The organism is Sorangium sp. So ce321 (assembly GCF_051530195.1).
In the GTDB taxonomy this organism is placed as follows: Bacteria; Myxococcota_A; Polyangia; order Polyangiales; family Polyangiaceae; genus Sorangium.
In genome coordinates, this window is record NZ_CP150329.1 from 8975918 (window position 1) to 8999177 (window position 23260).

General features: G+C 69.2%; 14 protein-coding genes. 3 read left to right on the forward strand and 11 right to left on the reverse strand.

The genetic code is table 11. The features are described from left to right. Positions 1 to 25: 25 nt before the first annotated feature. The 9 genes from WME89_RS33075 to WME89_RS33115 all read right to left on the reverse strand — a co-directional run bounded on the left by WME89_RS33075 (position 26) and on the right by WME89_RS33115 (position 8568). Positions 26 to 676, reverse strand: a complete 651-nt coding sequence (locus tag WME89_RS33075) for an IS91 family transposase (RefSeq protein WP_438012003.1) — start codon at positions 674 to 676, stop codon at positions 26 to 28. Between the two features lie 138 nt (positions 677 to 814). Next, the gene (locus WME89_RS33080) at positions 815 to 1576 is read right to left on the reverse strand and encodes a tyrosine-type recombinase/integrase (RefSeq protein WP_438003648.1); all 762 of its coding nucleotides are present in this window, start codon (positions 1574 to 1576) and stop codon (positions 815 to 817) included. 93 nt (positions 1577 to 1669) lie between these two features. Further along, positions 1670 to 2047, reverse strand: coding sequence for a response regulator (locus WME89_RS33085; protein ID WP_438003649.1), 378 nt, complete (start codon positions 2045 to 2047; stop codon positions 1670 to 1672). Next, a complete protein-coding gene (locus WME89_RS33090; RefSeq protein ID WP_438003650.1) occupies positions 2031 to 3734 on the reverse strand; it encodes a PAS domain-containing sensor histidine kinase in 1704 nt (567 codons plus the stop codon). Before WME89_RS33090 ends, WME89_RS33085 begins: the two co-directional genes overlap by 17 nt. Positions 3735 to 4440: 706 nt before the next feature. Continuing rightward, positions 4441 to 4698 carry a hypothetical protein gene (locus tag WME89_RS33095; protein ID WP_438003647.1) on the reverse strand — a complete coding sequence of 86 codons (258 nt, stop codon included), beginning with the start codon at positions 4696 to 4698 and terminating at the stop codon, positions 4441 to 4443. Beyond that, on the reverse strand, positions 4695 to 5510 hold the full coding sequence (locus tag WME89_RS33100) for an ExeA family protein (protein ID WP_438003646.1): 816 nt from the start codon (positions 5508 to 5510) through the stop codon (positions 4695 to 4697). The genes WME89_RS33095 and WME89_RS33100 overlap by 4 nt, the downstream gene beginning before the upstream one ends. Continuing rightward, positions 5507 to 6856 carry a helix-turn-helix domain-containing protein gene (locus WME89_RS33105; protein ID WP_438003645.1) on the reverse strand — a complete coding sequence of 450 codons (1350 nt, stop codon included), beginning with the start codon at positions 6854 to 6856 and terminating at the stop codon, positions 5507 to 5509. The genes WME89_RS33100 and WME89_RS33105 overlap by 4 nt, the downstream gene beginning before the upstream one ends. A gap of 126 nt (positions 6857 to 6982) precedes the next feature. Then, positions 6983 to 7591, reverse strand: coding sequence for a hypothetical protein (locus WME89_RS33110; protein WP_438003644.1), 609 nt, complete (start codon positions 7589 to 7591; stop codon positions 6983 to 6985). An 812-nt stretch (positions 7592 to 8403) separates the two neighbouring features. Then, a complete protein-coding gene (locus WME89_RS33115) occupies positions 8404 to 8568 on the reverse strand; it encodes a hypothetical protein (RefSeq protein ID WP_438003651.1) in 165 nt (54 codons plus the stop codon). 721 nt (positions 8569 to 9289) lie between these two features. On the opposite strand from WME89_RS33115, the gene WME89_RS33120 reads away from it, so the two are divergent. Beyond that, positions 9290 to 15571 (forward strand): AAA family ATPase, encoded by a 6282-nt coding sequence (locus tag WME89_RS33120; RefSeq protein WP_438003652.1) that lies wholly within the window; start codon positions 9290 to 9292, stop codon positions 15569 to 15571. Further along, the gene (locus tag WME89_RS33125) at positions 15568 to 17589 is read left to right on the forward strand and encodes an ATP-binding protein (protein ID WP_438003653.1); all 2022 of its coding nucleotides are present in this window, start codon (positions 15568 to 15570) and stop codon (positions 17587 to 17589) included. The genes WME89_RS33120 and WME89_RS33125 overlap by 4 nt, the downstream gene beginning before the upstream one ends. A gap of 233 nt (positions 17590 to 17822) precedes the next feature. Here the strand turns inward: WME89_RS33125 and WME89_RS33130 are convergent, their stop codons facing one another. Next, positions 17823 to 17963, reverse strand: coding sequence for a hypothetical protein (locus WME89_RS33130; RefSeq protein WP_438003654.1), 141 nt, complete (start codon positions 17961 to 17963; stop codon positions 17823 to 17825). A 177-nt stretch (positions 17964 to 18140) separates the two neighbouring features. Between WME89_RS33130 and WME89_RS33135 the strand changes: the two genes are divergently transcribed. Beyond that, on the forward strand, positions 18141 to 20282 hold the full coding sequence (locus WME89_RS33135) for a DUF6055 domain-containing protein (RefSeq protein ID WP_438003655.1): 2142 nt from the start codon (positions 18141 to 18143) through the stop codon (positions 20280 to 20282). Positions 20283 to 20460: 178 nt separating this feature from the next. Here the strand turns inward: WME89_RS33135 and valS are convergent, their stop codons facing one another. Then, positions 20461 to 23163 carry a valine--tRNA ligase gene (gene valS / locus WME89_RS33140; protein ID WP_438003656.1) on the reverse strand — a complete coding sequence of 901 codons (2703 nt, stop codon included), beginning with the start codon at positions 23161 to 23163 and terminating at the stop codon, positions 20461 to 20463. Positions 23164 to 23260 lie beyond the last annotated feature (97 nt).

The window sequence follows — 23260 nt, forward strand, 5'->3', positions numbered from 1 at the left end:
ATCACGGAGCCGGATCTTCCGGCCATCAAGCAGCCCGCTCGGTAACAGCGTAGACTACCCAGGGCTTGCGGTAGAGCGCGCCGAGCAGCGCAGCAAAGGCCGCGGGGTCGGCCAGCGCGGCGGCCCCGCCGGTCAGGTCGAGCTCTCCGGCGTCATAGGCCTGCCGGAGCGCGGCGAGCAACTTGCCGCGGAAGAGCTTGCCGAGGACCTGCACAGGGAAGAGGTAGCCGCGCCGCCCCTCAATCCAGCGCGAGCCGTCGAGCGAGAGCCCGCCGCCGGTGACGATGCAGTGCAGGTGTGGATGGAAGCTGAGATCGCGGCTCCAGGTGTGCAGCACGGCGGTGACACCGAGGTCGGCGCCGAGCCGCTTGGGATCGCGGCCGATCGTGAGCAGGGTCTGCGAGCCGCACTGGAAGAGCAGATCGAAGACCGTCTGCTGGTTGACGAGCGCCGGCGGGCGCAGCTCGGCCGGGAGCGTGAAGACGACGTGGAAGTAGTGCGCCGGCAGGATGCGCTGCTGCCGCTCGGCGATCCACCTGGCCTGGCTGAGGCTCTGGCACTTGGGACAGTGGCGGTTGCGGCAGGAGTCGTACGAGGGCTGCTCGTGGCCGCAGCTCGTGCACACGTCGACGTGGCCGCCCAGCACCGCGGTCCTGCACGCAGCAATGTCGCGCAGGACCTAGCGCTGGGCGGCGGAGACGGCGTGGGCGCGCAGGTAGGCCTCGCCGTGGGCGCGGACGATATCCGCGACCTCGAGCCGAGGCCTACCTGTCGCGGCGGGCCGCGGCGCCGGGCGATGCGGGTGCACGCGGCCTCAGCCGAGCTTCTTCTTGGCCTCCTGGGTGCCGAGCACTTCGACCGGGCTGCGGGTGCGACCGACGTGAGCCTGGCTGACGCGGGCGTAGCGGACGGTGGTGCGGATGGAGCGATGGCCGAGCAAGGCCTGGATGACGCGGATGACGGTGCCGAGCTCGAGCAGGTGGGTAGCGAAGCTGTGCCGCAGCACGTGCGGGGTGACGCGCTTGTGCAGCTTGCAGCGCTTCGCTGCCTCGCGCAGCGCGCTGCGCACCGCCTCGTGCGAGATGACCGAGCCCTGCTTGCGACCCGGGAACAGCTCCGGTCCAGCGGGTCTGTCCGCCCGCCAGTAGCTGCGCAGCGCGGTCAGCACGGGGGCGCTGAGCATCACGTACCGATCACGCCCGTGCTTGCCATTGCGGACGTGGATGAGGTTGCGCTTGCTGTCGATGTCCTCGACCCGCAGCGAGCAGACCTCATCGATCCGCAGACCGGCGCCGTACGCCGTCAGTACGATCGTGCGCTGCTTGACCGAGCCGATCGCGTTGAGCAGCGCCTCGACCTCGGTGCCGCTGAGGACCGGCGGCAGCTTCTGGGGGACCTTCGGCCAGGGGATCGCGACGGCGACCTCCGCACGCCCGAGCGTGGTGGCGTAGAGGAACTTGATCGCCGCCACGTACTGGTGCTGCGTCGCCTCCGCGATCTTCCGCTGCTCGGCGAGGTAGAGCAAAAACGCGCGCACCTCGTCGAGACCCAGCTGCTGCGGCGGCTTGCGGTGCAATCACTGCCGTGACAGCCGTCGCGTCGGGCTGCGGTGGTCGCCTCGCTCGCCAACTCCCTGAGCCGCGCCGTCGCCCTCGGCCCCGACACGCGCTCATTGTGTCCGCGCGACCACGGCGAGAAGGGTGTCGAGATCGAGCGGCTTCTTGAGCAGCGCGCACGCGTCCAGGGTGGCCGCTCTGACTTCCAGAGAGTCGACGCCCGACAGGATCGCCACCGGGATGCCCGCCAGCGCGGGCTCCTGTCGCTTGAGCGCGAGAAACTCCCAGCCATTGATCTCCGGCATCATGAGGTCGAGCAGGATGATGCTCGGGCGGAGGCCGCGGCGGAGCAGATCCAGCGCCACCGAGCCATTTTCCGCGCAGACGACCTCGTAGCCGAATGCCTGCAAGAGCTCCTCTACGACAGAGCGAAACCCACTGTCGTCATCGACGACCAAGACGCCGTCGCGATGATCATCCTGCGGGCTCATCGGGACCTCCGGCCGGCGGGGACACCTCGGTCCGCGGAGCGTGGCGGCGCCGGCGCAGGGGGAGCTCCACGATGAAGGCAGCCCCCGCGCCGAGCTCGCTCTCGACCCGAATCGAGCCACCATGGGCGTTCACGATTCGGCGGCTGATGTACAGCCCCAGGCCGAGACCGCCGTAGTGCTGCGTCGAGACGCCTCGCTCGAAGCGTTCGAAGATGTACGGCACGCAGCCCGCGTCGATCCCGATGCCGTGATCGGCGACGACCAGCTTGGCCATCTCGCCCTCGGCCGCGACGCTGATCTCGATCGGCTTGCCCCTCCCATACTTGATGGCGTTCAGCACCAGGTTCGTCACCACCTGCTCCAGACGGGCCCTGTCCCACCTGCCCACCACGGGAGCGTCGGCCCGCCATATCACTGTACTTCCGGCCTGCTTCAGCTCGACGTCGAAGTCCTCCACGACCTCTCGCGAAAGCGCCCGGAGATCGACGTCTCCCAACGTCAGCTCGAGCTTGCCTGCCTGGATCCGAGCCACGTTGAGCAGATCTTCAATGAGCCTGACGAGCCGCTGGCACTGCCGCTCGGCCATCCCGGCCAGCCTCTCCGCGCCGGCGGGGAGCGTCGTGGCCTCACGCATCAAGCCTTGCACGGCGAGCTTCAGGCCCGCGATGGGGGTATAGAGCTCATGAGAGGCGATCGACACGAAGTCGTCGCGCATCCGCACCGCTGCTTCGGCAGCGGCCCGCGCCCTCTGCTCGTACTCCAGGAGCAGGACGCGCTCCGCCTCGATCTTCTTCCGCTCCGTGATGTCCGTGGAGATGCCGCCCACCGCGTACGGGACGCCGGCAGCGTCGCGCAGAGGGAACTTGATGGCGAGATAGGTGTGCACGCCGTCGTCCTGGGGCATCACCTCCTCGTCTTTCAGCGCCGTCCCAGCGAGGAGCGCCCGCTGGTCGAAGGCGCGAAGCGCCTCGGCGTGCTCCCGGGAGAACACGTCATAGTCGCTCTTGCCCACGATGGCCTCGCGAGTGATGCCGAACAGCTCCTCGAAGCAGCGGTTGACGAGGATGTAGCGCCCCTCGATGTCCTTGACGGAGACGACGGCCGTCGAGCTGTCGATGATGGCGCGCAGGAGCTCCTGGCTCGTGCGCAACGCCTCCTCCGCGCGCCTGCGCTCCTCCGCGACCTTCCGCAGCGCCGCCTCCGTCTGCTCGTGCTCCGCGATCTTCTGCCTGAGCTGGGCGTTGATACGGCTGAGCTCGGCGGTGCGCTCGGCGACCTGCTGTTCCAGCCGCTCTTTTGCCCGGGCTTCTTCTGCCAGGCGAGCATCGAAGGCGAAGATGGATTTCAAGTCCACCTCGATCACATCGCGACATTGCGCGATGAGCGTCTGGTAGGCCTTGCTGTAGTGGTTCGTGCGGTCATCCAGCACGCAGATGGTTCCGAAAATATCCCCCGTCGGCCAGGTGATCGGGAAACCGAGGTAGGATATCATCCCGAGTTTGACATCCGGAGATGACCTCCACAGCTCGTCTTTCAAGGCGTCAGTGACCAGCAGCGGCATTCGGGTCTTCATCACCGTCTCGCAGTAGAGCCCGGTGTCGAGACGCGCGCGTTCGTTGGGCTCGTAAGGGTTCCCCTTCGACTTGCTGGAGACGCAGACGACGATCTCGGACGGCTCGATTCTCATGATCAGAGCGGCCGGGACGCGAAGGATCTCCGCGAGGAGATCGGTCATATCCTGCCACTTGCGAGCAATGTCCGTCGGAATGTCGATCGCGACCGTGCTTGATTGGCTTCTTCGGCCGCTCCCGGGCGAAGAGGTCTTCATCCCGAGATCGTCCAGACGCTGCTCCGGCGGGCAGCCGGAGGCGGCCCCGTGCGGCCCGAGGCCCGCGCTCTCAGCGCGCTCCGACGGCGCGGGCTCGCCCAGCCCCGGGCCGGGTGGCGGGCATGGTTGACAACGAGCGCGCCTGGCTCTGTGTGATCGTCGATCTCGGTACGCATGGACCCCCACAATGACGGATCGTGCGAAGCACCGTCAGGTTGTCAAGGTGGGCGCGACGGCACCGCTCCTGATGACGCAGCGCGACGAGCCGGCCGGCGGTCGAGCCCTACCCTGGTTCGCCGCCCTCGACGCGCGGCCCGGGCACCCTTCGGAGAGCGGCGAGGATGCCCTCGCGATGATGCTCTGGGCAGCTCGGCGGTCAAAGCAGATCCGATGGTGCTGCGTCCCCGGCCGCCGACCGGTCATTGGTCGTTGTTACCGAGCGGGCTGCTTGATGGCCGGAAGATCCGGCTCCGTGATGGCCATCGTCGACCTGGATCTCCGCTTGCCGCGATGGCAGCGAGGCGAGGCGCCGGGGCACTTCAGCGGTCGCGGGGCGCCGACGTTCTCAGTCGATGTGAGTGGGCAGGCGATCGTCGCCGTCGAGGGCGGCGCGGTGGCGAGCGAGGGCGTCGCTCAGCCCGTCGATGTGGTGGAGCACGACGTCGACGGCGTAGAGGCGAGGGCACAGCGGGTCGGGGTCGTCCGGGTAGTTCGCGGTGAGCGCGTCGCGGGCGAGCGCGAGGGCAACGACGAGGGCGGCGGCTGCGCTGCCCTCGTCGTCAGCCCGCCGCGTGTCCTCCTCGGCCAGGGGGATGGGGTTCATCCGGCTTCCTCTGCGTCCAGTTGCAGGATGCGGCTCAGGACATCGCGCTCGACGAGCTTGCGTTTTTTACGCGCAGCGGCGCGGAGCGCGGCCGTGGCGAGTCGGTCGGTGTCGCGCAGGCTGCCGGCGGCCGCCTCGTGCAACATCGCGATCGCGTCCGAGGTGAAGAGCTCTTTCGTGCAGCCGACTCGGTTGAGACGTACACGCAGATAGTCGGCCGTATCGTCCGGCGTGAGCGGGTCGATGGTCAATCGGTAGTGGAGGCGCGAATACAGGGAGCGATTGCGGCGCACGCGGAGCCGCTCGCCGAGCTCGGGCAAGCCAAGCAACACGAGCGAAAGCAGTGCGCGGCTATCCCACGCGTAATTAAGGAGTATGTGAAGATGATCGAGCGTGTCCTGATGAAGTAGATGGGCCTCATCAAGGACGAAGACCGGGAATACGCGCTCCTTCGCGAGTTCCTCGACGTGCGTGCTGACCGCGTAGAAGACGTCTCCAGCGGTGCTGCAGCGAGCGAGGCCGAGCGCCAGACAGAGCTGGCGATAGAAGTCCCGACGTCCAAGCGTCACGTTGGCGCAGTAGGTCAAGCGAAACGTCTGCGGCGAAAGGGCATGACGGAGCGCGCGGAGGAGGCACGTCTTGCCGACGCCTGGGTCACCGGCGAGGAGCACGCTCTTTCTGGCGTGCACCGCCTCGATGAGTGTCTCGAGTACCATCTGCTTGGACGGGGGTAGCCAGAGCTCGCCGTCTTCGACCTCCTTGGAAAACGGCTCTGCGGTGAAGCTGAAATAGCTACAGAAGTCCATGGTCATCCTTCCTCGTCATCGCGGGGCGTTCGGCCGAGCGCCTTGTCCAGGAGCGTCTTCGGCGGGTCGAAGGGCACGCGCGCCTCGTGAGCGACATCGAGGTTGCAGGCGGACCGCGGGCGACGGGCGTTCTTCACCGGATCGACCCGGTGCAGGGCGAAGCGTTTGCCCTCGTGTTCGATCCAGGGCGGCTCGTTCGGCGCGACGAGGCACCGCGACACCGTGACGAGCTGGCCGGCGAGGAAGCCGAGGTCGGTCTCCCAGTCCTCTCCATCCATCGAGAGCGTGCTGTCACGCCGGACGCGCCGGCGGGCCTGGGTCGTGAGCGCGTCGCGCAGCTTTCGCTCGTCGAGGTCGTCGGTGACGTGGGGATATTCCTCGTAGACCTGCGCGGGGGATTTGCCGAAGAGCGCCGCGTGCGGCGTGCGGTGGTAGTGCTCGTCGACCCACGCGTAGAGCCGGACGTTGAGGTCGTGCAGCGAGCCGAGCGCGCCGGTGAAGTCCACACACCTCTCTCGCAATGTCCTCCAGAAGCGCTCCATCTTGCCGCGTGCGGGGGCGTCGTACGGACGAGCGTGGATCAGGGTGGTGCCGAGTCGCTCGCACGCAAGGTGCAAGGTGTGCCCGCGGTAGGTCGAGCCGTTGTCCAGGTAGAGGGCGTCGGGAGCGCCGTGCTTGCGCAGCGCCCGGATGAAGAGCGCCAGCATGTCGACCTCCCGCTCGGCGCTCATCGCCTCGATCGCGAGGATGTAACGGGAGGCGTCGTCGAGCAGCGCGTGGATCCGCACCGGCGCCGGGCTGCCGCCAACGAAGATCGGTGACGCGTGACACACGTCGCCGTGCCACAGAGCGCCGGGGTGCTCGGCCTGCCAGCGCAGCCGCACCTTGCCGCCCGTGCGATCGCGCAGCGCGACGCGATCGAGGTGGTGCTCGGCGTACAGGCGTCGCACCGTGGTGGCGGAGATGGCCTCCTTGTCGATCCGGCCTGCCGCGATCAAGGTGTCGAGGATGAGCGAGACCGAGGCGCTCGGGTGCTCTTCTCGAATGTCGAGCAGCATCTGCCGTTGCTCGGCCGTCAGCTCTCGCGCCCGCCCCTTGTCCTTGCGGGGCTTGGGGCGAAGGCCTTCGAGACCTTCGGTCTTGTACGCGTAGTACCAGCGCTCGAGCGTGGGGACCGAGTAGGAGCGCGGAGAATGGGCGCGCGGGGGGCGAAACCGCTGCTGGCTCAGGTCGGCGAGCGCTTCGGCGAGCTCTCCGCGGTCGAGCTCGCGGTGCATGAGCGAGCCGATGATCTCACTGCGGTAGAGCGCCACCGCTTCGGCGTGGTCCTTCGGCTGGAGGGGGTCTTGCACGTCGTGTCCTTTCCGCGCCGATGACACCGCACCGGCCGCACACCCATCCAAGCGCAAGGCGCTCCGCCGACCGAGGATCCAACTGGGTGGGGCCCGACATGAGCCCGGCCAGCGCGCCGCTCGCCATCACGCAGCCCGCGCGGCGCCGGCCATGACGGCGGCCTCGGGGACCTCGGCCGCACAAGGCGCCATCGCGACGAGCGTCATCGCGGCCCGCTCGGCCCGCTGCCGCAGGGAAGAAGCGGGAGGACTGGGGCGGACCGACGGAAAGAGGCGCTTTTGGTCGATGGCGAGCAACCAGCGCCGCACGGTCGCCCAGCTGTCGGCATCGAAGCTGGCAGACCAGGGGCTGACACGCCGCCGCACCTCGATAAGCGCTGCACCGGTGGTGCCGACGAGCAGCAGAGCCAGACCGATGGCCGTCGCGGCGAAGTGCCGTCGCGGTGCGACGCCCCGCGGCACGACCGTGATCGCGGCGCCGCAGCGCTGGCATCGATAGCGGCGCGCCTCGATCGTGACGAGCCCGCCGCGCTCGCCGGCAGCCAGCGGCCCGCGCACCTGCCGCGACCGCGTTCCGTGACCCCACAGCCCCAACGCGCCCCCCAGCGGGCAGCCCGCCGCGCCGCAACGCGGGCAGCGGGCTGGCCGCGCGCGGTTTACGGTGGGCGGTGAAGCGAGCCAGCCTTTGACATCGAGGTCCAGATGAACGATTTGTTGGGGGCTCCGCTCTTTCAAGCGATTCGGAGCACGACGGGAGGGGGCACGCGGCCAAACGAGCTCCTCCCGTCGCCTATTTTGTGGCCGGCGCCGCGCCGATGCTCCGCTCCAGCCGCTGACCTACCCCGGTCCTTATGCGGACGGGTGAGGAGTCGTGTTGGTAATTTTCGATGCGTGAACGGAATGCACCACGCCCTCTCTGGCGTGGGAGCCGCCGCTCGCCGCCGCTGTCGTTTCAGCAGGAGCTACGTTGAGAATTTTCTCGGACCCGGCGTAACGCATGACCGAGAACGCCCTGGCACCTTGCCGCCCCCCGGACGACGCCGCCATCGAGCATGATCCGCCTCGCCGATGGCCCGCTGCGGTCGGCCGGCCACCCCGCCATCAAAGAGCTAGATCGACAAGCGAACCATCGGCATCAAGAACGGTGCTCAGTAACAGTCGTCGGATTGCGCAGCTCAGCGGTTGAAAATGAGGAGGAAGAAATGACGCGGTCACGGGTCCCTCCCGCCACCAGCACCTCGCCAGTAGCATCAAGCTTCGCGAGATCGTCGCCGACGCCGTCCCGCGCTTCGTCCTGACGACGTAGTGCTCCAGCCGCTCTTCCTCGGGCGCGATGCGCTGGAGCCGGGATGTCGCCTCCACGGGCGACGGCGGCTACTCCCTGCGGAGCGTCGCGACCGGCAGGTCCCTCGGAGATCCTGGCGGGATTTCTGACACGCGGAACTAGCCGAGGTGGACGACGTCCGCTTCGACATCCGCGACGGCCCCGAGCGAGCCTAAGTGGACGACGGCGGCCCCGAGTTCGTGCCCGGGGACCTCGACGTCGGCTAGGCGTGGAGTGGTCCCCCGACCCGACGCCCGCGCCGCGGGTCCGCGCCGACCGGCTCCGGCGCCAGGTACTCGACGGCGGCCGCGCCGAGTTCCTCCTTGTCGAGCTGCTGGATGGTGAACGACCACAGCCCCGAGCGCGTGCCCCAGGCGCAGCGATCCAAAGCCGCGCCCTTGACGACCCGCTACCGCCAGCATCGGCACGGGCGCGCACCCATGGCCCCGTACAGCTCCCCCGGCGTCCCCGCGCTTGCCACCGCAGCTGCCAGGCACAGCATGCAACCTCACGGAACCATTCGGGATTGTTTTTGCGTCTCCGAATCGTTTCCCCCTTGCAGAACACCTCGCCGAAGACGCTCGGCGCCCGGAGCAGCCGCCGCGCCTAGGGCGCGAACGCCACGCTCCACGAAGCCCGTGAACAGGAGCTCTCCTGCAGGTGATGGTAGCGCTCGCTCACCCGAAGGACGCTCATGAAGGACATCCTCTCTGCTCGCCTGGAATCACGCGCTTTCTCCGCCGACGCATAGGGCACTGCAGCTGGAAGAGCCGCCAGCAGTTCGTTGGCCGCCTGGACGCGAGTTGGCGGGAGTACGACCAGCTCTACGCTCACCCGTTCAGATGCTCCTGGACACGGCAAAAGATGCACCGCTGGGTTGAGCGGCATGCCTCGTGATTACGTTAAAAAACTTATCGAACCGTCCACCAGGGGACCAAGCGGCAGCTTGAGCTCGGTGAAATCTCCTGTCGCGGCGCGCGAGCGGGCGGGGGGCGTGGGCAGCGCCGAGCCCCGGTGGTGCGGCCCAATTCCTGTGCGAAGTCTCACCTCGCGCATATACTCGAACGCGTGAGCTGCATTACCACGCTGGCGAGCGAGCAGGGGTGTCGATGATCGTCGGGACAGGCTATGCGCTCCGCGAGAAGATCGAGGAAACCGCCGATTTTAGCCTGATCCGCGCGTGCCGCGAGGGTGAGGACGTCCCGGTCTTGCTGAAAATCCTGCGAGCGGAAAGAGCCACTCGGGCCGAGGTCGCGCGCTTCAAGCACCAGTGCGAGCGCATCGCGCAGCTCGCCTCACCCCGCCTCGTCGCGCTGCGTGGCGTCGAGGAGCTCGCCGGCGCCCTGATCGTCGTTCTCGAGGACTTCCCGGGCCGCGATCTCGCGCGGGTCCTCGCCGCGCGCCCGTCGAGCAGAATGCCGATCTGCGAGGCGCTCGATCTCGCGGCGGCGCTCGCCGAAGGCCTCGCCGCGGTGCACGCGGCGGGGCTCATCCACCGCGATCTGCGCCCGCACAACGTGCTCGTCGGCGCGTGCGGCGCGGCCAAGATCACGAGCTTCGGCGTCGACGCCGAGATCACCCGCGCGCACGAACGGCTCTACGAGCCGGCGGTGATCGCCGACGTGCTGCCCTACGTCTCCCCCGAGCAGACAGGCCGCATGAACCGCGGCGTCGACTACCGGACGGACCTCTACGCGCTCGGCGTCATCCTTCACCAGATGCTCACGGGCCAGCGCCCCTTCGAGTCCCTGGACCCGATGGAGCTCATCCACGCGCACCTCGCCCTCGCGCCCGCGCCGCCGTCTCGCGTCGACCCGACGATCCCCGAGGCCGTCTCCGGCGTTGTGCTCAAGCTGCTCGCGAAGGACGCCGAGGACCGCTACCAGAGCGCCGAGGGCCTGCTCGCCGACCTCGATCGCTGCCGCGAGGCCTTGCGCGGCACGGGGACGATCGAGCCCTTCGTCGCGGGCCAGCACGATCGCCAGGACCTGTTCCGGATCCACCAGAAGCTCTACGGCCGCGAGCAGGACATCGAGACGCTCACCGCCGCGTTCGAGCGCGCGGCGGCGTCCGAGCGCGCGCTCGAGGGCAGCCGCGAGAGCGTCCTCGTCTCCGGCTACTCGGGCATCGGCAAGACCTCGCTCGTGCTGGAGATCCTGCGGCCGCTCGCGCGGAAGAAGGGCTATTTCACGTGCGGCAAATCGGACCAGTACAACCGCGACGCGCCCTACAGCGTGGTGATCCAGGCGTTCGACGGCCTCGTGCGGCAGATCCTCAGCGAGAGTGAGGCGCGCATCTCCCGGTGGCGGAGCGCGATCCTCGAGGCGCTCGGGCCGAACGCGCAGGTCGTCTGCGACGTCATCCCGTCGCTCTCCCATGTGATCGGAGCGCAGCCGCCCGTCCCGACGCTCGGCCCGCTCGAGGCGCAGAACCGCCTGAACCGGTGCTTCTTGCAGCTCGTCTCGGTGTTCGCGCGCCGCGCCCATCCGCTCGTCCTGTTCCTCGACGATCTGCAATGGATCGACCCCGCGAGCCTCGGGCTGCTCCGCGAGCTCCTCGCCGACACCTCGCTCGAGGCGCTCTTCTTCTGCGGCGCCTACCGCGACAACGAGGTATCGCCCGGGCACCCGTTCGTTCGGGCCATCGAGGAGGCCGGGCTCGTCGTATGCAACATCGTCCTCGGCCCGCTCGCGCGCCCGCACCTGATCGAGATGCTCTCGGACAGCCTCAAGCGCAGCGACTGCGGGCCGCTCGCCGATGCGGTGCAGACGAAGACCGGCGGCAACCCGTTCTTCGTCAAGGAGTTCGTCCGGTCGCTGTACGACCATGGCGTCCTCGCGTATACGGCCGGATCGGGCTGGCGATGGGATCTCGCCGCGATCGACGCGCTCGGGTACACGGACAACGTGGTCGACCTCATGGTGCGGACCATCGCGCGCCTGCCACCGGCGACGGTGAAGGCGCTCAAGCTCGCCGCGGCGATCGGCAACCGGTTCGACCTCGACGTGCTCGCCGCGGTGAGCGAATGCTCGCCGAAAGACGCGTACGCCCGCCTCGATCCCGCGGTGAGCGAGGGGCTCGTGATCGCCGGGCGCGAGCGCTACCGGTTCGCCCATGACAAGGTCCAGGAGGGCGTCTACGGGATGTTCCCGGAGGCGGACCGGCCCGCGTTCCACCTCCGGATCGGCCGGCTGCTCGCGGACAAGCTGGACCTCTCGGACAGCCAGAGCCTCTTCGACGTCGTCGGCCACCTGAACAGCGCAGGCGACCTCGTGTCGGCCCCCGCGGAGCGCCTGCAGCTCGCTCGCATGAGCCTCGAGGCCGCGGGCCGTGCCGCGGACTCGGCGGCCTTCGGCGCCGCGCTGCGCTACCTGCAATTCGGCCTCCTGCGCCTCCCGGAGGACGCCTGGGCGTCGCAGCGCCCGCTCCGCCTCGAGTACGCGAAGAAGACCGCGCTCATGCTCTCGCTCAGCGGCCGGCACGACGAAGCGCTGGCGATCCTCTCCGACTGCCTGGAGCGGGTTGCGAGCCGGCTCGATCGCACCGAGGTGCTGCGGCTCAAGATGAACGTGCAGGTGCTCAAGAACGACCTGCCCGCCGCGCTCGAGGAGGGACTCGCCGCCCTGCGCCCGTTCGGGCTCAACCTGCCCCTCTTCCCCGACCAAGCCATGGTCGACGCCCAGATCGACGCGACGATGGAGCTGGTCCGGGAGCGGACGCTCGAGGCGCTACAGGGCCTGCCGCCGCTGCGGGACCCGGAGATCGGTGCCATGCAGGACGTGCTCCTGGAGCTGTTCGTTCCCTGCTACTTCCTCGCCTCGCGCAACTTCGGCATCGCCGTCGCCAAGATCCTCGATAACACGCTCCGCCACGGGCTGTCGGAGACCTCGATCTACGGCTGCGTGAACTTCGGGATGTTCCTCTGCGCGCGCGGCGACATCGAGCTCGGCTATCGACTCGGGCGAATCGCCGTAGAGCTCGCCGAGCGGTACCCGGACAAGAAGTCCGAGTCGATGCTCTGCAACATGTGGGGTGCCTTCATTCAGCACTGGAAGGAGGGTTACGCCGCCTGCAGGGAGACGCTGCGCGTCGGCATGCACGCCGGGCTCGAGACCGGCCAGTATATCTGGGCGTTCTACAACACGGTCAACCTGAGCACGAACAGCCTCCTGCGCGGCCTCCCGCTCTCCGACCTCCTCGCCGAGACGGAGGGCTACCAGCCGATACACCGGCTCGACAAGTCCAACGCCATCACCTGGGTGACCGGCGCGGTCGGACAGCTCGCGCACCAGCTCTCGGTCGAGACGGCGCGCCCGGCCGCGCTCAAGGGCGAGTGGGTCGATATCGACGAGGTCGTGGAGGAGGCCCGCCGGATCGACAACCAGGCTTCACTCTTCTTCGCCCACTTCTTCGTCGTGCTCCTCGGCGTGTTCCAGGGCGCGTTCGAGGACGCAGCACGCCTCGCGCTGACGCTGAACATCGAGATCCCGGCCGTGGCGGCCTGGCACGGCAACCCCGCGTTCCATTTCTACGCCGGCGTCGCGCTCACACAGGCGGCGGACATGGTCTCCTCGGACGAGCGCGCGCTCTTCCTCGCCCGCGCGGAGCTCTTCGCGGAGAGGCTCTCGCGCTGGGCGAGCCTGTGTCCGGAGAGCCTGGCGCACCGCAGCGTCCTGCTCGGCGCCGAGCTCGAGCGCGCCCGCGGTGACGCGCGGGCCGCCGGCGACCGCTACGACGAGGCGATCGCCCTCGCGCAGCGCGGCGGCTACCTCCACGACGAGGCGCTCGCCAACGAGCTCGCCGGCCTCTCCTTTCGCGCTCTCGGCAAGACCACCATCGCCCGCGCCTACCTGAGCGAGGCCCACCGGCTCTACGGCTGCTGGGGCGCGACCGAGGCGATGCGGCGCCTCGAGCGCGCGTACCCCGACCTCGTCCCCAGCGAAATCCTCCGCGGCGCGACGGGCCCGGAGGCCGCCGCGCCCGCCAGCGCCGCGCTCGACCTCGGCTCGGTGCTCAAGGCCTCCCAGGCCATCTCGGGCGAGATCGTCCTCGACCGCCTGCTCGACGCGCTCATGCGCATCCTGGTCAAGAACGCCGGCGCGAGGCGGGGCTGCCTGCTCCTCGCCCACGCCGAGACCCTGTTCTTGGCTGCCGAGGCGAAGGCGGAGGGGCCCCAGATCGAGGTGCGTATTCCCCACGAGCCCGAAGCCTCCCCTCCGGACCTGCCGGCGTCCCTCCTCAACTACGTCCGGCGCAGCCGGGAGAAGGTGATCCTGGACGACGGGACGGCACGGAATCCGATCGTCGCCGGCGACCACCTCTCTCGGCGCCCCAGATCCGCGCTCTGCCTGCCCATCCTGCGGCAGGCGGAGCTCGTGGGGCTGCTCTACCTGGAAAACGACCTCGTCGCCGGCGCGTTCACCCCGGACCGGCTCTCCGTGCTGGAGCTGCTCTCGGCCCAGGCCGCCATATCGATCGCCAATGCCACGCTCTACGCCGACCTGCTCCAGGAGAACAGCGAACGCCGGCGAGCGGAGCAGGCCGTGCGGGACAGCAAAGAGCTGCTGCAGTCGATCGTAGACAACTCGACAGCGGTCATCTACCTCAAGGACCTCGAGGGGCGCTACCTGATGATCAACCGACGCTACGCCGAGCTGTTCCACGTCGGTGAGCAAGCGATCGTCGGCCGGACCGACTACGATGTCTTCCCCAGGGAGCGGGCCGATGCCTTCCGCGCCGTCGACCAGGAGGTGCTGGCCACCGGAGCGGCGCTGCAGGCCGAGGAAGAGGTCCCCCAGGACGATGGGCTGCACACCTACATCGCCCTCAAGTACCCCCTGTGCAACGCGGCGCAGCAGCCCTATGCCGTCTGCGGCATCTCCACCGACATCACCGAGCGCAAGCAGGCCGAAGCGGAGCGCCAGGCCCGCAAGACCGCCGAAGCCGAGAGCCGCGCGAAGACCGAGTTCCTGAGGAACATGAGCCACGAGCTGCGCACGCCGCTCAACGCCATCCTCGGCTACGCCCAGGTCCTCAAGCGCTCCCTGGGGCTCGAAGGCCGCGAGGCGACGGGGCTGAATACCATCCAGCAGAGCGGCCAGCACCTCTTGACCCTCATCGACGACCTCCTGGACCTGGCCAAGATCGAGGCGGGCAAGCTCGATCTCTGCCCCGAGCCGATCCACCTCTCGACCTTCGTCACGGTCGTCGCCGACATCATCCGCGTCAGGGCGGAGCAGAAGAGCCTTTACTTCACCTATGAGGCCGCGCCCCACCTGCCCCAGGCGGTGCTGGCCGACGAGAAGCGCCTGCGTCAGGTGCTGCTCAACCTCCTGGGCAATGCGGTGAAATTCACCGATCGGGGGCGGGTGCGCTTCGGGGTGCAGGGGCTGGCCCAGGACGGGAGCGCGGCGCGCCTGCGCTTCGAGGTGGAGGACACCGGCGTCGGAATGGCGCCGGAGCACCTGGCAAAGCTCTTCCAGCCCTTCGAACGGGTGGGGGATGTGCGGCGCCGCGCCGGGACCGGCCTCGGGCTGATGATAAGCCGCCAGCTGGTGCACCTCATGGGCAGCGAGATCCACGTGCAAAGCCGGACCGGCGAAGGCAGCCGCTTCTTCTTCGAGGTGACCCTGCCAGTGGCCGAGGTTGCAGCACCACGCCCGCCCTCCGAGCGGGATGCCATCGGCTACGAGGGGCCGCGCCGGAAGGTGCTGGTCGCCGACGATGTAGTGGGCAATCGGGCGGTGCTGTTGGACCTGCTGAGCGGCCTGGGCTTCGAGGTCTGCGAGGCGGCCAGCGGCCAGGAGGCCGTCGAGCAGGAGATGGCTGCGTCCCCGGATCTGGCGGTGATGGATATGGTCATGCCGGTGATGGGCGGACTGGCAGCCATCCATTGCATTCGTCGCAGTCGCCAGGCTCGGGGGCTCGCGCGGCTGCCGCTCATCGTGGTCTCCGCGAGCGCCAACGAGGAAGACCAGTGTGAGAGCATTGCAGCCGGTGCCGACGCCTTCCTCACCAAGCCGATCGACCAGGAGAGCCTGCTGCGGATCATCGGCGCCCAGCTCGGGTTGACCTGGGTCCATGCCGAACCAGCCGAGGAGCGAGCTGGGGACGGGAAGGCCGCGGAGCTCCTGGCGCCGCCCCGAGACGAGATGGAAGTTCTGCATGCGCTGGCCCTGCGGGGCAACATGCGCGACATCCGGAAGCGGGCGGCCTACCTGATCACCCTCGGCGAACGCTATCGCCCCTTCGCCGACCGCCTGCATCGCCTGGCGGAGGGCTGCCAGTGCAAGGCGATCCGCAGCCTGGTCGAGGAGCACCTGCAGGGGGCCTCTCCTTCGGCGAGGCTGGGGCTGGAGCCGAGGCGCATCGGGGGCGACCAGCGATCATGAGCAGAGCCACAGCCCCCGATGATCGCACCTGCACGATCCTGATCGTGGATGACGTACCAGCCAGCCTCACCGTGCTGGTGGATAGTTTGGAATGCATGGGCTATCAGGTGCTCATCGCTGAGGACAGTGAAGAGGCTTTGGCGCGGGCCAGCCTCATGAGGCCCGACCTCATCCTGCTGGACGTGGTGATGCCGGACATCGACGGTTTCGAGACGTGCCGGCGCCTGAAAGCGGCTGAGAGCACCCGAGAAATCCCGGTGATCTTCATGACCTGTCTCACCGATGCGGCTGACAAGGTCGTGGGGTTCAAGGCGGGGGGCGTCGATTACATCGCCAAGCCATTCGAGCTTGGAGAGGTGATAGCGCGGGTCAAGACGCACCTGAGCTTGCGCGAGGCGCAAAAGGAGCTCGAAGAAAAGAACGCGGAGCTGCAGCGTACCCATCAAGAGCTGGAGCAACGGGTGCGAGATCGCACGGCCGAGCTGGCCAGCTCGAACGCCGCTCTCCGCGAGAGCCAGCACCTGCTTCAGGCCATCGTCGACAACACGACCGCCGTCGTCTTCGCCAAGGACATCGAGGGTCGCTACATGCTCGTCAACCGCGGGTTCGAAGAGCTCTTCCAGATGCGCCGCGAGCAGGTCATCGGCAAGACCGACCACGACATCTTCCCACGCGAGCAGGCCGATGCGTATCACGCCAACGATTTTCTCGTCCTGGAGCAGAGTCGGGCCATCGAGCTCGACGAGCTGGCCCCCCAGAGCGACGGCGTACGCACGTACATTTCCCTCAAGTTCCCGCTCCGCGGCCCCGCCGGAAAACCTGAGGGCATTTGCGGTATCTCGACCGACATCACCTCCCGCAAGCACGCCGAGGACGTGCTGCGCCATTCCTATTCGCTCCTCGAGGCCACGCTCGAATCGACGGCGGACGGCATCCTGGTCGTCGACGGCGCGAGGCGCATCGTGCGCCATAACCACAGGCTCGCGCAGATGTGGTGCATTCCCACCGATGTCCTCGCCAGCGGATCGGCCGACGTGTTCCTCGCGTTCGCCGGCGGCCAGCTCCGCGAGCCCGAGCTATTCCTGCAAAGCGTCCATGACCTCTATACCGATCCCGAGGCGAGCGCCTTCAATACGTTCCCGCTTCGGAACGGGCAGATCTTCGAGTGCTATACACAGCCCCAGCGCCTCGGAGGGCGCGTGGCCGGGCGGGTCTGGAGCTTCCGCGACATCACCGCGCGCGTGGACGCCGAACAGCAACGCGATCGGCTCCTCCTGGACGAGCGCCGCGCGCGCGCGGCGGCGGAGGAGGCCATCCGCCTGCGGGACGAGTTCCTCCTCATCGCCTCGCACGAGCTGCGCACTCCGATCACCACCCTGCAGCTCTCTATTCAATCGCTGGGGCAAAGGCTCTCGCGCGGCATGGACGTCGCGCGTGTGGGATCGGCGGTCGCCCTCTCCGGCCGCCAGATCAAGCGCCTCGCCAACTTCGTCGACATGCTCCTCGACGTCTCCCGGATCCAGGCGGGGAGGCTCGAGATCAACCGGGCGCCCGTCGATCTGCGCGAGCTGGTCGCCGAGATCGTCACCCACCTCGGCAACCAGCTCGAGCAGTCGGGCAGCACGCTCGCTGTGCGCGCGGAGCAGCCGGTCACCGGCTGGTGGGACCGGTACCGCCTGGAACAGGTCGTGACCAACCTCCTGACCAATGCAATCAAGTTCGGGGAACGCGCGCCGATCGAGATCACCATCACCGCGGAAGGTGAGGTCGCACGGCTCTCGGTGACGGACCACGGGATCGGGATCCCGGCCGAGGTGCGGACGCATCTCTTCGAGCGATTTCGCCGCGGCGTCTCGTCGCGGCATTATGGGGGGCTCGGGCTAGGCCTCTATATCGCGCGCACCATCGTCGAGGCGCATGGCGGACGAATTCGCCTGTCGAGCGAGGTCGGCCTGGGCTCGACCTTCTGCGTCGAGCTGCCGATGTCGGCCGAGGACGCGAGCCGCCGCTGCGCATAGCCAAGGCAGCCGGAGCCGGTCACCCCAACAGCGCGCACCAGCGCGAGCGCCTCTTCGGCTGTCGAGAATACTCGAATCCTCTGGCTCGGCTGGAGCTTTGACGGGGTGAAAGCGGGGCGGCGGGACGCTGGCTACGAGCCGGCACAAGAGCGATAGCGCCGCGAGGCGAGCGCGACGGATATCGGACGCGATCTCGCCGTCGGCCGACGAGCTCGCGCCCGGGCTCCGGGTCGTCAGAGCCGCGGCCTGGGCGCGCGACCTTTCTTCTCCAGCCGCTCCTTGTCGCGCCACGAGTCGGCGTCGATGTCGAGCACGCGGCAGATCTGGGCGAAGCGGTCGACCAGCGCGCCGAGGCACGGCGCATCTCCAAACACCGTGCCCTGATGCTTGTAGGACCCGGCGTCGCGTACGCGGTGTCGGGTCCTCCTCAAAGCGCCGGGCCGCCGGGCCGCCGGGCCCCCGGACATCGGCGGCCTCAACACATCGAGGGTCGGACCCGCGAGGCCCTGATTTCCTTTGCCTGGCCAGCGCGCACAGAACGACAATGCAGCATGCTCAACCAGGCTCATGATCCACGGGCGAAGCACGGCCACGCCGCCCCGGAGCGCCCCGACGGCTCGGGCTCGATCCACGCGCCAGCAGGCGCCCGGCGCGCGCTCCGCGCGCCGCGGGAGCGGCGGCGCGCGACAGGCCTGGTGCTCGCCGTCAGCGGGCTCCTCGCCGCGTGCGGTCAGCCGGCAGAGGACCGTGCTCCGGAGCCGGCGTCGGGCAGCGGCGGCGCGGCTGCGACCACGGGCGCCGCCGGCACGGGGGGGAGCGCCGCGGACACAGGTGCATCGACGGGCAGCACGGCGCCTCCGAACGGCGCGACCGCCGGCGCAGGCGGCAGCGGCAGCCCCGGCGCCTGCCAGGAGGGCACGACGACCACGGCCTGGGCGACGAGCTGCCAGAGCACGCCGGTGAGCTGCGCCGCGGGCACGTGGACGGCGCCGCGCGACGGCGGCGAGACGCGCGCGCCGCTGCGCCACGAGTCCGAGCACTTCGCCTTCTACTGGCCAGAGGGCACCGAGATCACGCTGGACCAGGCGCGCGCGGCGGCGGACACCCTCGAGAGCATCTGGGACGCCTATTTCGGCAGCCCGATCTTCTTCCCCGAGCCGTACTGCAGCTCGGAAGACAAGTGGAAGGCCGCTGTCCACTTCGACAACAGCTTTCCGCTCTGGGGCGGCGGCTGGACCCGCAACGGCGTCAGCTACATGGGGATGTGGGTCGGCCCCGGCGCCGCCCGGGATCGCTGGGGGCTCGCCCACGAGTTCATGCACGGCGTGCAGTCGACGACGCAGGCATTCCCGGAGTGCGGCGGCGACGGCTGCTGGATCTTCGAGAGCCACGCCAACTGGATGCCGCACCAGCTCTTTCGGGACGACGTGCACTGCTCGGAGATGCTGGTGAACATGCCGCACCTCTATTACGGCAACACGCGCGACCGTTACTGCAACTGGCAGTTCTTCGAGTTCCTCAAGGACAGGCACTGCTACAGCGCCGTCAACGACATGTGGGCCCACCAGGCGCCGAGCGGCCAGCGCGACCCGTGGCAGAAGCTCATGCTGAGCCAGGGCTGGGACATCGAGCAGCTCAACGACCTGTTCGGCGAGTGGGCGATGCACAACATCACCTGGGACTACCGGGACCCGCCGCCCGCCGACGCAGGCGACCCGTCGAGCGTGTACCGCCGGGCCTACGGCTCGATCGAGCCCGATCTGACGGCGAGAGGGCGCACGGAGCGGCGGCTCAGGCTCACGGAGCTCGAGGCGCTCGGCGCCGACTGGACGCAGGATCGCCGCTTCGTCTCGCCGTACCACTGGGCGCCGCAGCGCTGGGGCTACAACGTCGTGCGCCTGCACCCCGAGCCGGACGCGGCCAGCGTGCGGGTCGCGTTCCGGGGCGTCACGCAGGAAGGCGCCAGCTCCGGCTGGCGCTGGGGCCTCGTGGCCACGGATCCGGAGCTGACCACGGCGCGCTACAGCCCGCTGCAGCGAGGGGCCGACGGTGAGCTGAGCTTCTGCGTCAGCCCGGGCGAGAACCTCTATATGGTCGTCGTCGCGACGCCGACCGAATACAAGAAGCTCGTCTGGACCAACCCGTCCGACGGCCCGGCGTACCCGTCCATCCATCGCTATCCGTACATGGTGGAGCTCGACGGCGCCTGGCCCGCCGGGTTCCGGGACGGTCAGCTCGACGCATGTCCCTCGGGCACGGTGAGGCACGAGAACGGCGGCGGCTGCGCGCCCTCGGGCACGCCGGCGAGCGTCCATGTCGGTCCCCACGCCAGGATCCTCGGCGGCGAGGTGAGCGGAGACGTCCGCGTCGAGGACCACGCGACGATCGTCAACGGCACCATCACCGGCGGGCGCATCGGCGCGCTCAGCCTGGTCGGGCAAGGCGGAGCGGGCATCCAGGCGCGCGGGTTCGACGTGAGCGGCTCGGCCGTCGTGCAGACGACGTTCTATCCGCTCGCCTGGTTCGGCAGCGGCCAGTCCGTCTCCGGCTCGGCGCGGCTGCTCGGAGACGTCGAGCTCGTCTCCTCGTCGAAGTCGAGCAATACCTACTACGGGTTCGTCTCCGACGACTGGGCCGGCGTCCAGTCCGCAACCGAGGTGACGGTCGCCCCGCCGTACGCCTGGAGGCCTTGAAGAAACGCCTGTCGCCGCCCGCGTCCCTGCCGGCATCGCCGGCCAGGGGTGATCACGTATCTCCGGTCCGCGGCCGCGAGCGCGCGGCCAGCCGCGTGGTGCCGGCGGCGCGTCGGGCGTGCGGGCAGGCGGCCGCGTGGCGCGAGCGCGACGCGGCCGCCATGAAGGCACGCCCGGCCTACTCCGTGGCCGCCGCCTCCGCCGCGCCGGCCGCCGTGCCCGCCGGCGCGGACTCCACGTCGCAGCGGACCACCTCGACCTCGCCATCCGCCAGCCCGGGCCGCTCCACGAGCTCGTGCGCGCCCGCGCGCACCGCCGAGAGCACGTCCCCCAGCGCCGGCCGCAGCCGCGCCAGCATCGCGGCGTTCGCCCCGAGCGCGAGGTGCGTCACCACCCGCCCGACGCTCACGCCGAGCTCGCTCTTGCGCTTGTTCACCGCCGCCATCGCCGCCGTCGCCAGATCCAGCAGCCCGGCGTCCGCGGGCGCCGCGACGTCGGCGAAATCCGCCGCCGCCGGCCAGGAGGCGCGGTGGATCGACGGCTGGCCCGTCTCCCCGGCGTACACCCAGCGCCAGACCTCGTCGGTGATGTACGGCAGCACCGGCGCGAACAGCCGCAGCAGCACCGAGAGCCCGAGCCGCAGCGCCGCCACAGCGGAGCCGCGCGCCGCCTCGCCGGCGCCACCCTCGCCGCGCGCGCGCGCCTTCGCGAGCTCCAGGTAGGCGTCGGTGAACCAGCGCCAGAAGAACTCCTCGGTGCGCTCGAGCGCCGCCGCGAACTCGTGCTCATCGAACGAGCGCGACGCGGCCTCCACCACCGCCGAGAGCTTGTGCACGAACGCCCGGTCGAGCTCCTCGGAGATCGGGTGGACCTCCGCGGACTGGCTGAGCACGTACTTGCCAGCGTTCCAGACCTTCGTGACGAGGCGCTTGCCGATCTTCAGCACCTTCTCGTCAAAGGCCGTGTCCGTGCCGAGCCGCGCGCTCGCCGACCAGTAGCGGACCGCGTCGGACGAGTACGCGTCGAGCAGGTGCATGGGCGTGACGACATTGCCCTTGCTCTTCGACATCTTCTTGCGATCGGGATCGAGGATCCACCCCGAGATCGCGATGTGGTGCCACGGGACCGACGACTCGTGCAGCATCGCCTTCGCGATCGTGTAGAACGCCCACGTCCTGATGATGTCGTGCGCCTGCGGGCGCAGATCGGCCGGGAACAGCCGCGCGTGGCGCGCCGGATCGTCGCCCCAGTGCGAGCTGACCTGCGGGGTGAGCGAGCTCGTGAACCACGTGTCGAACACGTCGCTCTCCGCCGTGAAGCCGCCGGGCTTGTCGCGCTGCGACGCCTCGTAGCCGGGCGGCACGTCGACCGTCGGGTCGACCGGGAGCACCTCGCGCGTCGCGAGCAGCGGCCGGCTGTGATCCGGGTTGCCCTCGGCGTCGAGCGGGTACCAGACAGGGAACTGCACGCCGAAGTAGCGCTGGCGGCTGATGCACCAGTCGCCCTGGAGCCCCTCGGTCCAGTTGCGGAACCGGAGGCGCATGAAATCCGGGTGCCACTGGATCTTGTCGCCGTACTCGAGGAGCTCGGCCTTCTTGTCGGCGAGCCGGACGAACCACTGCCGCGTGGGCACGAACTCGAGCGGCTGGTCGCCCTTCTCGAAGAACTTCACCGCGCGCTCGATCGGCTTCGGCTCGCCCCGGAGCGCCGGGCCTGAGCCGGGCACGGCCGCGTGCTCGTCGCGGCGCAGGAGCTCGACCACGGCCGCGCGCGCCTGCTTCACGCCCCTGCCCTGGAGCGGCGCGTACGCGGCGTTCGCCGCGGCCGGGTCGCGGCTCTCAAAGGCGCCCTCGCCGAACGTCACCGGCAGGACACGGCCGTTCTTGCCGAGCATCTGACGGAGCGGGAGCTTCTGCTCCCGCCACCAGATCACGTCGGTCGCGTCGCCGAAGGTACAGACCATCAGGATGCCCGTCCCCTTCTCGCGATCGACCAGCGGGCTCGGGAAGATCGGCACCGGGGCGCGGAAGATCGGCGTGAGCGCCGTCTTGCCGAAGAGGTGCTTGTAGCGCGGGTCGTCCGGGTGCGCCGTGACGCCGACGCAGGCCGCGAGCAGCTCCGGGCGCGTCGTGGCGATGACGAGCTGCTCGCCCGTCCCCTCCACCGCGAACGCGATGTCGTGGAACGCGCCGGACTGCGGGCGATCCTCGACCTCGGCCTGGGCGACCGCGGTCTGGAAATCGACGTCCCACATCGTGGGCGCGAAGACCGAGTAGAGGTGGCCCTTCTCGTGCAGATCCAGGAACGAGAGCTGCGCCGTCCGGCGGCAGTGATCATCGATGGTGGCGTACTCGTACTGCCAGTCGACCGAGAGGCCGACACGGCGAAAGAGCGCCTTGAACACCTGCTCGTCCTCGCGCGTGACCTTGTGGCAGAGCTCGATGAAGTTCGGCCGCGACACGATGCGCGGCGGGTCCTTCTTGAGCGCCTCCGGCGCCGCCTGCGGCAAGGTCAGGCCGCGCTCGTACGGCGTGCGCACGTCCGTGCGGACGTGGAAGTAGTTCTGCACGCGCCGCTCGGTGGGCAGGCCGTTGTCGTCCCAGCCCATCGGGTAGAAGATGTTGAGCCCGCGCATGCGGCGCTGCCGGACGACGACGTCCGTGTGCGTGTAGCTGAAGACGTGGCCGATGTGCAGCGAGCCCGAGGCGGTCGGCGGGGGCGTGTCGACCACGAAGGTCTCCTCGCGCGGGCGCGACGGGTCGTAGCGGTACGTCCCCTCGGCCTCCCACGCCTCGGCCAGGCGCTGCTCGGCGACGGGCGAGTCGAAGTGCTTCGGGAGCGTCGCGGGATCGATGGTGCGGAACGTCTTCTTGGTCGTCACGTGGTCACCTGCGGAACAGACCCCGCAGGTACCTCCCGCGGGGACAGCATCCTACGTCGTACCCAGGGTGCCGCTCAAGGCGCGGCGCGTCGATGGC